The organism is Microvirga arsenatis, from assembly GCF_009910705.1.
GTDB lineage: Bacteria > Pseudomonadota > Alphaproteobacteria > Rhizobiales > Beijerinckiaceae > Microvirga > Microvirga arsenatis.
The window spans coordinates 63,256-71,830 of record NZ_JAAAXJ010000016.1; the positions used below are offsets into that span (position 1 = coordinate 63,256).

An 8,575-nucleotide genomic window follows, 5' to 3' on the forward strand; every position below is an offset into this window, starting at 1 on the left:
CGCCCCAGCCAGCCCGGCTGCCCCGCCGGGCAATCCGCCCACAGGCGTTCCGGGCAGCCCATCCGCCATGCCTGGAATGCCGTCCCAAGGCGGTGCCATGGGCGGGATGATGGGCGGCATGGGCGAGATGATGGGTGGGAGCCCGCAGAAGGAGTTCTATCCCTCCCTCATGGATCTGCCCACCCTGTCCCCCGAGCAGCGACACACCATCGAAGCTCAAGCGCGGGCACGGATAAGCGCAGGCACCGACGAGATCGCAATCGCCGGGAACGCCCTCCGCCATGCGAATGCCTCAGGAGATGCTGCCGGAGCGGAACAAGCCGCCCGGCGCCTGCGGGACGGCCTTAATCAAGTGGACAGCGGCACGGCGGCGCTCCGGGCGCTTATGGAGGGAAAGGCCCCGTCACAGATTGCCCAGGATTGGTTCAAAGGACAGCTTAATCTCTCCACCGCAATGCCTGTCCACGCGTCCGAGGGCCCCTTCGGCCTGTCCTGGCTCCACGTGATGACCATGGGCCTGGGATCGGCCTTTGCCATCGCCATGCTGGCGATCTATTTCGCGCGAATGCGCCGGGCGAACGCCCTCGTCGACCGCTTGTCGAGCGCCACCCTGGCTCCGATGATCCCTGCGACGCCTCCGTCCGCGGCGACCACCGCACCGCAGCCCTCCCTTCCTGGAGCAGCGCCAGCCGCAGTGGTCACATCGCCGGCGGCCACTCCCTCCGGTTCCTTGACCGCTGCGGCAGGACCGGTGCCTACGGGCACGCTAGGCCGTCCCGGACTGTGGAAAGGACAGCTTCGGGTGGCTGCCATCTTCGACGAGACACCGAACGTCAAGACGTTCCGGCTCAGGAGCCCGCAGGGCGGCCCCATTCCCTTCACCTTCGTCCCTGGCCATTTCCTCACCTACTCGGCTCAGATCGATGGCAAGCTCGTGAGGCGCTCTTATACCATCGCGTCTTCGGCCGCCCAGACGGCCTACGTCGAGACCACCATCAAGCGCGAGGAGCAGGGACTCCTCTCACGATACATGCACGACAATGTCGCCGTCGGTGATCTGGTCGACGTAATGGGGCCATCGGGCGTGTTCACCTTCAGTGGGACGGAAGCGGAGAGCGTCGTGCTGATCGGGGGAGGGGTGGGCATCACGCCGCTCATGGCAGCGATCCGCTACCTCAACGACATCGCCTGGCCGGGCGAAATCTTCCTCGTCTATGGCGCGCGTTCGACGGCCGACTTCATCTTCCGTGATGAGCTTGAGCACCTTCAGCGCCGGCACCCCAATCTGCACGTGATCGCCACGATGGCACGCGCCGCCGGGACCTCATGGATGGGTCCGGAGGGGCCGATCACCAAGGAGCTCCTGGCGCAAGCGGTGCCCGAGATCGCCAAGCGGCGGGTTCATCTGTGCGGCCCCCCGGGCATGATGGAGGCTATGAAGAAGCTGCTGGCGGAGCTTGGGGTGCCCGGAGGTCAGATCAAAACCGAGGCTTTCGGTCCTGCCAAAGGCGCCGTGCCCCCGCCCGGGGTGACGGTGACCGAGCCTATCCAACTGCAACCCGACGGGAGTGCCGGACCCGCCGCAGCGTTGCCGGCGGCGATTGGTCCGGCGACCGCCTCGATCCGCTTCGCCAAGTCGAACAAAGTCGTGCCGCTGCCGCCGGACCAGAGCGTGCTGGAGGTCGCGGAGGCCGCCGACGTGCCCATCGATTACTCCTGCCGGGTTGGAACTTGCGGCATCTGCAAGACCAGGCTCCTGGAGGGCCAGGTGACCATGGAAGTCGAGGAGGCCCTCACGCCTGAGGACAAGGCGCAGAACATCATTCTGGCGTGTCAGGCCAAGTCAATTGGCAACCTGGTGGTGGATGCCTGACATGAACGAGACCGAAAGGCTCACCGTCGGGGCTGGCCTCACATTGCTCCTGTTCCTGACGCCGGCATTCCTCCTTCACACCTCGCCACGGTTTCCGGGCAGTCTCGCCGGCAGCATCCTTGGCATTGCAGCCGCTATCCTGATGCTGCTGCTGCTGGTCTATCCGCTTGCCAAGTACAGTACGTCGCTTAAGCCCCTCATCACAAAGATGGTGTCGGTGCGCTCGCTGTTGACCTTCCACGTCTATGCAGGGGTGCTTGGTGCGCTACTTGGGATCCTGCACACCGGGCACAAGTACCAGAGCCCGCTTGGGATCGGGCTCGTCGTCACGATGCTGATCGTTGTCGTCACGGGCTTTATCGGCCGCTATTACCTGCCGCAGGTGTCAGCCGAGCTGCGGGAGCAGCAGTCCCGGCTGGCCACACTCCGCTCCGCCTATGATCAGACCGCCGTTGCCCTCGCGGGCCGCCAGGCGGCATCAGAAGAGGCGCCGCCCCGCACGCCGGCGCTTCCCGGTGTGCCGATCCTCCAGCTCGTCGATGGCATCGCCGACCTTGAATATGCCATCGGTTCGCGTGATGCGGTAAAGGCGGTCTTCATGCGGTGGATCGTGGTCCATGTCGTTAGCGCGGTTGTAATGTACGTGCTGCTGGCGCTCCATGTCGCCGGCCAGATTTACTATGGATTGCGGTGGCTCTCGTGAAGAAGCTCGGCCTGTTCTATACAGTTTTCATCACAGCATCGGTGCTGGTTGGCCTCGCTGCCACAGCGGCTCTCTACTATGCGGGATCGGCTGCTGTTCCGGGCTGGCGGAGTTTCTTCCAACCTGGTCCTCTGTCGGGCAAGCACGCATTCCTGAGCAACCAGTGCGAGACGTGCCACACTCCCACCAAAGGTGTCGAGGCAGCCACGTGCATAACCTGCCACTCATCCGCCGCAGCAGATCTGGCCAAGCAGCCGACAGCGTTTCACGCCAATGTTCAGGAATGCCGTGGCTGTCATGTTGAGCACCAAGGCGGCTCGCGCCCGACCAGGATGGACCATGGTGCTCTCTTGCGGATCGGCTGGCACGCGACAGGAACCTTGCAGGGCCAACCCAGTCTGTCCCGCCAAATGATCGACGACCTCGCAAGCTACCTTGGCATCCCGGTCTCGGTACCTGCAGAGAAGGAGGGGCTCAACTGCGCCGCCTGCCACAGCAACCAGGATCCTCATCAAAAGCTGCTTGGGAGCGGGTGTGCTGATTGTCATGGGACATCGACGTGGCAGATTGCATCGTTCCTACACCCGTCGCCGACGTCGCGCGAATGTGCACAGTGCCACCAGGCGCCGCCCAGCCATTACATGGAACACTTCAGCATGGTGTCGCAGAGGATTGCCGGTCAGGAGCATGCTCAGGTGACTCAATGTTACGCCTGCCACAAGACAAATGCGTGGAACGACATCAAAGGTGCAGGCTGGTACAAGCACCATTGAGCCAGCTGCGCTGAACGGCCCGAGCGGGCCTGATCCAACGACTTGGCTTGGAGGCAGAGTAGACCTATCATGCAAAACGTTTGTCCGGCGTCAGGTACACCAACCTTCCACTCGGTAGAAAAAATCTTTTGGAGTCGAGGAGATGGAGCGTGAACCGTTGGTCCTGGCTGGCTGTTGGGGTCGCGCTGCTGGGCAGCCTTGCTGTCGCATGGAGTCTCATGAGGCGAGAGGTTCAGGAGCCGAGCCATATCGTGGAGCCAGCGACCCTCTCACCAGCCGCTACCGCTGGCAAGGTGGCGTACGAGGCCAACTGCGCCGGCTGCCATGGGCAAATCGGGGCCGGCACGGATCGGGGTCCGCCCCTCGTTCATGTCATCTATCATCCGGGCCACCACGCGGATGGGGCCTTCTATGTGGCGGCGAAGTCAGGAGTTCGGCAGCACCACTGGCGCTTTGGCAACATGCCTCCGCAGCCGCAAGTCAGCGATCCACAGCTTCAGACCATTATTCGATACATTCGTGAGGTCCAGCAGGCCAACGGCATCACGGCCGAACGTCATGGGGGCTAAGCCTAGAGCAACCGTTGCCGGCAAGCCATACAGGGGCTGGCGAGCGGCTTCCACAAGGGCGGCTTTTTCGCGCGCCGGCGCCGGATGGTTGAACAAATCGGCTAGAGAGCCAATCGGTTTGGGAAGGCGTTGGAAGAACGCACAATCTGGACGGCAGAAACACGGACGTCAGCGCCACTTTGAAGACATGGGTCACGATACGCGAGGCGTGGATGGCGGATGCGGACCTTTTCATGGGGGGAGGCTTCTCGGTGTGCCGCCCGCGGAGCGGCCTGGGATCCCAGGTTTGTACTGTTTCGAAGCAGAAGCGGGCCTGATGGCGAGCTAACTTTTTCAAACCTCCCCGGACCTGTGCTGGTGCCGGGCCTCATGGTAACGCCGCATCCAGTCGCGCCGACGCTGGACAAAAGGCTCGTCGGTTTCGCTCGGCAGCACGACCGGGACATTCAGGCACACGCTCTGGGCCGGCAGAACGTCGCTCCACGAGCGGATCAGGTCCTTGTAGGCGCGGCCCACGGCCCGCATGTTGCGATCCAGGTCGTAAAGCCCGAGCGGGTTGACATTGCCCCTGTCCTCGCGCAACGCCGTGTCCCAGTCCACCTGATCCGTCAACGAATACCAGGTGAAGCCGACGATAGGCACGCCGGTGTTGCGCACCCGCAGCACATTGGCCCACTGCTTCCAGAGCCAGTTGACGGCCTCGTCCCCGTTCGGCCCCTCGTTCATGTTGGTCTCGGTATGCATAACCGGCAGCTTATACCGCTCGAAGTATTGGCGGGTGATGTCGTCATAGCCGAACACATCGCCCGCAGCCCAACTCCTCCCGTCGGCGGCCACCCGGTGCTCGTTAGTGACATAATAGTCATTGCCCATGATGCAGTGATGGCGCAGAGGGGAGTGCCGCAGGAAGAAATGATATTCCTCACGCGTCATGCCATTATCCATCAGGTACTCGTACATCCCGGAACTCACAGGATGGCCGTAGTTCAAGTCGAGCGACAGGAACCGGCGCGCATTGCCCAGCTCCGCAGGCTTGATAGCCTTGGGGTCTTCGGCATGGAAGTACTCGGAGGACTCGCTCTGGACGAAGATGGCGTCCGGCCGAACGCCGAGGATCGCCGCCATGGCGAGCACATTCGCCTTGACGATGTGCTTGAGCGCCGTCACGAAGGCACGGTCACTGGCGAGTTGCTCGTTCCACCAGCCATAATAGGCCGAGAAGGTGGCGCAGATGAACATCTCGTTGACGGGGGTGTAGAGCTGGACCCACGGAAACCGGCTGGCAAAGGCGCGGGCATAGTCCGCGAAAAGCTCCGGAAAATCGGGGTTCTGGAAGTCGCCGATCCAGTCCGGCACGCCGAAGTGGCACAAATCGACAATCGGGACAGTGTCGCGATGCTTCAGATGGCCGAAGGTGAGGTCGGAGAACTCCCAGTCGTAGCGCTCAGGCCCGAGCCAGGTTTTGTGGATGGGAGACCCATAACGCAGGAACTGGATGTCGAGGTCCTGGAGCAGCTCGAAGTCCGTCCTCCAATGCGTGTAGTGGCCGCACTTCTCCATCTCGTCGATCCGGGTACGGCCGTTGTTGATGGTCGGGTAGCTGTTCTCAATCCCGGTCGCGAACATGAACCATGGCGCCGCCATCATGGTCTCTCCTTTGGATTCCTGGCGCTCACAGGAGGGAGCTTGCATTGCAGAGCGCTAACGCGGGCGTGGGACTTCCGTTGCAGCCTGCTTGGCCCCCCTGGCGGCCTGCCAGATGCGTCTCGAAGAGGCTCGTCGGATAGAAGGACGGCGAACTGAGAGTTTGGCGTGAAGCTTGTGCGAGCAGACCAATGCGGTGACTTGGCGAAGTCTACTGCATCGGAGGCAGCCGACCGTCCCGTGAGCATTGCTCCACCCTTTTCTCCGTTCCATTCATCAGCTATTCGGGGGGCAGCCCCACAACGTCGTTTATAGCGAGCGGCCGTTATCGCGTTGTGCGGCAATGTCTTGATCAATGTGGATGACGTGGCATGGCTTACAAGTGGCGCACCCATCGCCTATCCACTCTCCTATCATGGCCAGAGAAGTTAACGGCAAGCCGTCAGGCCCGGCATGTGGTCGCTGAGGAGCCACTTCGGCCACCTCTGGAGCAGGCGGTTGTGCGCTGGACGCTGCGGCTACAGCTCAAGCTGGTCGCGATCTCGTCCCTTGTGCTTCCGACGACTTATCTTGTTCTTGAACTTCCCAAGCACATCATCAACCACGCCCTCGCGGCTGGTGGCCCGCAGATGGATCTGTTCGAGCTCAAGCTGGATCAGGTCAGCCTCCTCATCCTGCTCTGCGCCGGGTACCTAGGCGCCATCGCCTTGAACGGCACCATCAAGTACTATGCCAACGTCGCCCAGGGCCGGATTTCCGAGCGGATTGTCAGACGACTTCGGATTGCTGTCGTCCGAACCCAAGCGCGCTCCAAGGCTCGCGCCGATGATCCGGCCCTGACCGCCGTGGCGATCAGTGAATGCGAGCCCATCGGCTATTTCGGCGGCAGCATGTTGAGCGTGCCCATTCTTCAGGGTGGCACGCTTGTGACGAGCCTCACCTTCCTTCTCCTGCAGGATGCCGTGATGGCACTGGCGGCAGTCGTGATGCTACCGGTCCAACTTGCGATCCTGCCTCGGCTCCAATTGCGCATCAATGCGTCTGTGCGCAAACGGGTTCATGTGACGAGGAGCTTGAGCGCCGCCCTGTCCCGCGCCTCAGAACTCTCTGCGCCGTCATTGGCTATGACCAACCGGGCGCGGTTGCAGCAGATCACGGCGCTTGAGGCAATCAGGCTCCAGATCAATGAGCTGAAGGCGAGGCTCAAGAGCCTTTTCAACTTCACGTCCAATCTTACTCCGTTCTTCTTCTTCACAATTGGCGGCTATCTTGTCATCCACGACCGCTTGTCGGTCGGAGCGCTGGTTGCAGCGCTTGCCGCATACAAGGAGATCAACCCGTCCTTGCGCGAGCTGTTCGAGTTCGCGCAGGCCTGGTCGGATGCGCGGGCCCGCTTTGATGAAGTGAGTCGGGTGATCAGCCCGGGGGGCTGATGGAGGCGCGAGTGGAGTTCGGCCAAGTCAGCCTCGTCTCCGCATCCCCGAAGAGGCCGAGGTTCGGCGGGGCAACCGTCGGTGGTGGGTGTCAACCTAGGCGTGAACACGCTCGTCGCCGACACTGGCGGAGCGCCCGCGGTTGTCCATCTCTGGCAGATGCAAAGCCGTTCAGGGCGTCATCTGCCAATCTTGGTGATGTGCGTCACCATCACGGCTCCCCGGCGCCGCGTGGCTTCAAATCTCACGTTGTCTCCCGCTTTGACCCCTCGCAGCACCTCTGACCGGCTGACGTGAAACACCATCGTCATGGACGGCATCCAGATGCTTTTGTCCGCGCTGCCAATCTCCGGGTGCAGGATGGTGACCGTGCCCGAACCGGGATCAACTGCCCGGACTGTTCCTTCGGCATGGACATGATCCGCCATGGACCCTCGGCTGAGTTCGATCTGCTCCATGCGGCTGAGCCACTCGATGCTAGTCATTGCCGCCACGCCGAGACCGGGAGCGATGACAAGACCGGCCCCGAGGGAAAGCGCAAACTTGAGTTTCGATGTCCACATCATTCTTACCTCCACTCGGCCACAGGATCCGTGGCGCTGACCTGCACAAGCGACGATGACTTGCAGCAGGCGGGTTGGTTTGCCGCGCTCATGAGCATAGCAGGCCGCGTGGCGTTCGCTTTGATCCGGATCAAGGTGCAAGCAGAACTTCCTGCCAGAGATCGGTAAATTGAACTCTCCTATACTGGCGTGCACCGGGTTAGACCGCTTTCCACCCTGTGCGTTCGGGAGTGAAACACCCAGGCGCCGAGTGGATGCGTTGCCGGTCATGGTGGCTCTCGTAACAGGCAAACAGGGTTCTGCCGTGCCTCGGCCCGGGTGGCTCAGCGTCATCGGAACGGCAGAGATGTGGGCGGGTCTAACGGAGATTACGGGCACAAGGTGATGCGACGGGATCGGCAAGACCAGTCTGTGTCAAGCGCTCTCAAGCGCGCAGATCCAAATCGGAGCCGGAGCGCGGTCGTCACGGGGATTGCGTCACTTACGTCGGATGTTTGTATCGAATGGCGCCGCTGGAGACGGACTATGCTCCCTCTCAAACCTGTTGAAACGTCGAATTCACAGGCGTGTCACTGGATCGCCTGCAGGACGAGCCTGCGGTGGATCGGATCCGTCTCTCCCGGAAGCTTGGCGGCGAGCGTCAGCGCCCATCCGCCAACCATCGAAAGGTCGGTCTCGAAACGGTAGTAGCCGGGCAGCGTGTCGGGCAGCGGCTCAAGCGGGGCCTCCATTGCGCCCATGCCGTGAGGCGACATGTCGAGGCGACTGATGAACAAGGTCGCGTCCGGCACCACCTTTCCGGTCCGTTCATCAACCAGCCGGACCAGGATGGTTGTGCCGGAACCGTGCTTCACTTCGCGATCCACAAGTTCGAAGGTGTAGTGGTCCGAGAGCTATGACGGATTTTGGGTGACGAGGCTGATCAGGCGACGTTGTGTGATGGCATCGTTGTAATCTCGGCGCCGTCCTGGAATCTGACACCGGCGATCACCTTCGGCAACTGGTTTTCGCCCATCA

Annotated in this window: 7 protein-coding genes and 1 pseudogene; 5 read left to right on the forward strand and 3 right to left on the reverse strand. The window is 62.0% G+C overall.

What is annotated here, in order from left to right:
* Positions 1–97: 97 nt before the first annotated feature.
* The 4 genes from GR303_RS20170 (at position 98) to GR303_RS20185 (ending at position 3,918) form a co-directional block, all read left to right on the forward strand.
* Complete coding sequence (locus GR303_RS20170; RefSeq protein WP_246205709.1) at positions 98–1,873, forward strand: 2Fe-2S iron-sulfur cluster-binding protein; 1,776 nt, start codon at positions 98–100, stop codon at positions 1,871–1,873.
* Position 1,874: 1 nt separating this feature from the next.
* Positions 1,875–2,576 (forward strand): iron reductase, encoded by a 702-nt coding sequence (locus tag GR303_RS20175; RefSeq protein ID WP_161725264.1) that lies wholly within the window; start codon positions 1,875–1,877, stop codon positions 2,574–2,576.
* Positions 2,573–3,349: a multiheme c-type cytochrome gene (locus tag GR303_RS20180; protein WP_161725265.1), complete on the forward strand. Its 777-nt coding sequence runs from the start codon at positions 2,573–2,575 to the stop codon at positions 3,347–3,349. The genes GR303_RS20175 and GR303_RS20180 overlap by 4 nt, the downstream gene beginning before the upstream one ends.
* A 149-nt stretch (positions 3,350–3,498) precedes the next feature.
* Entirely contained in the window at positions 3,499–3,918 is a 420-nt protein-coding gene (locus GR303_RS20185) for a cytochrome c (protein WP_343038478.1), read from the forward strand.
* Positions 3,919–4,251: 333 nt separating this feature from the next.
* On the opposite strand, the gene GR303_RS20190 is transcribed toward GR303_RS20185, so the two are convergent.
* Positions 4,252–5,562 (reverse strand): family 1 glycosylhydrolase, encoded by a 1,311-nt coding sequence (locus tag GR303_RS20190; protein ID WP_161725286.1) that lies wholly within the window; start codon positions 5,560–5,562, stop codon positions 4,252–4,254.
* 500 nt (positions 5,563–6,062) lie between these two features.
* On the opposite strand from GR303_RS20190, the gene GR303_RS20195 reads away from it, so the two are divergent.
* The gene (locus GR303_RS20195) at positions 6,063–6,995 is read left to right on the forward strand and encodes an ABC transporter ATP-binding protein (protein ID WP_161725267.1); all 933 of its coding nucleotides are present in this window, start codon (positions 6,063–6,065) and stop codon (positions 6,993–6,995) included.
* 179 nt (positions 6,996–7,174) lie between these two features.
* Here GR303_RS20195 and GR303_RS24900 read toward each other — a convergent pair whose 3' ends face one another.
* Positions 7,175–7,828 carry a copper-binding protein gene (locus GR303_RS24900; protein ID WP_246205710.1) on the reverse strand — a complete coding sequence of 218 codons (654 nt, stop codon included), beginning with the start codon at positions 7,826–7,828 and terminating at the stop codon, positions 7,175–7,177.
* Positions 7,829–8,127: 299 nt separating this feature from the next.
* Positions 8,128–8,436 (reverse strand): annotated as a pseudogene (locus tag GR303_RS20205) (FixH family protein); the annotation flags it as partial.
* Positions 8,437–8,575: the final 139 nt, after the last annotated feature.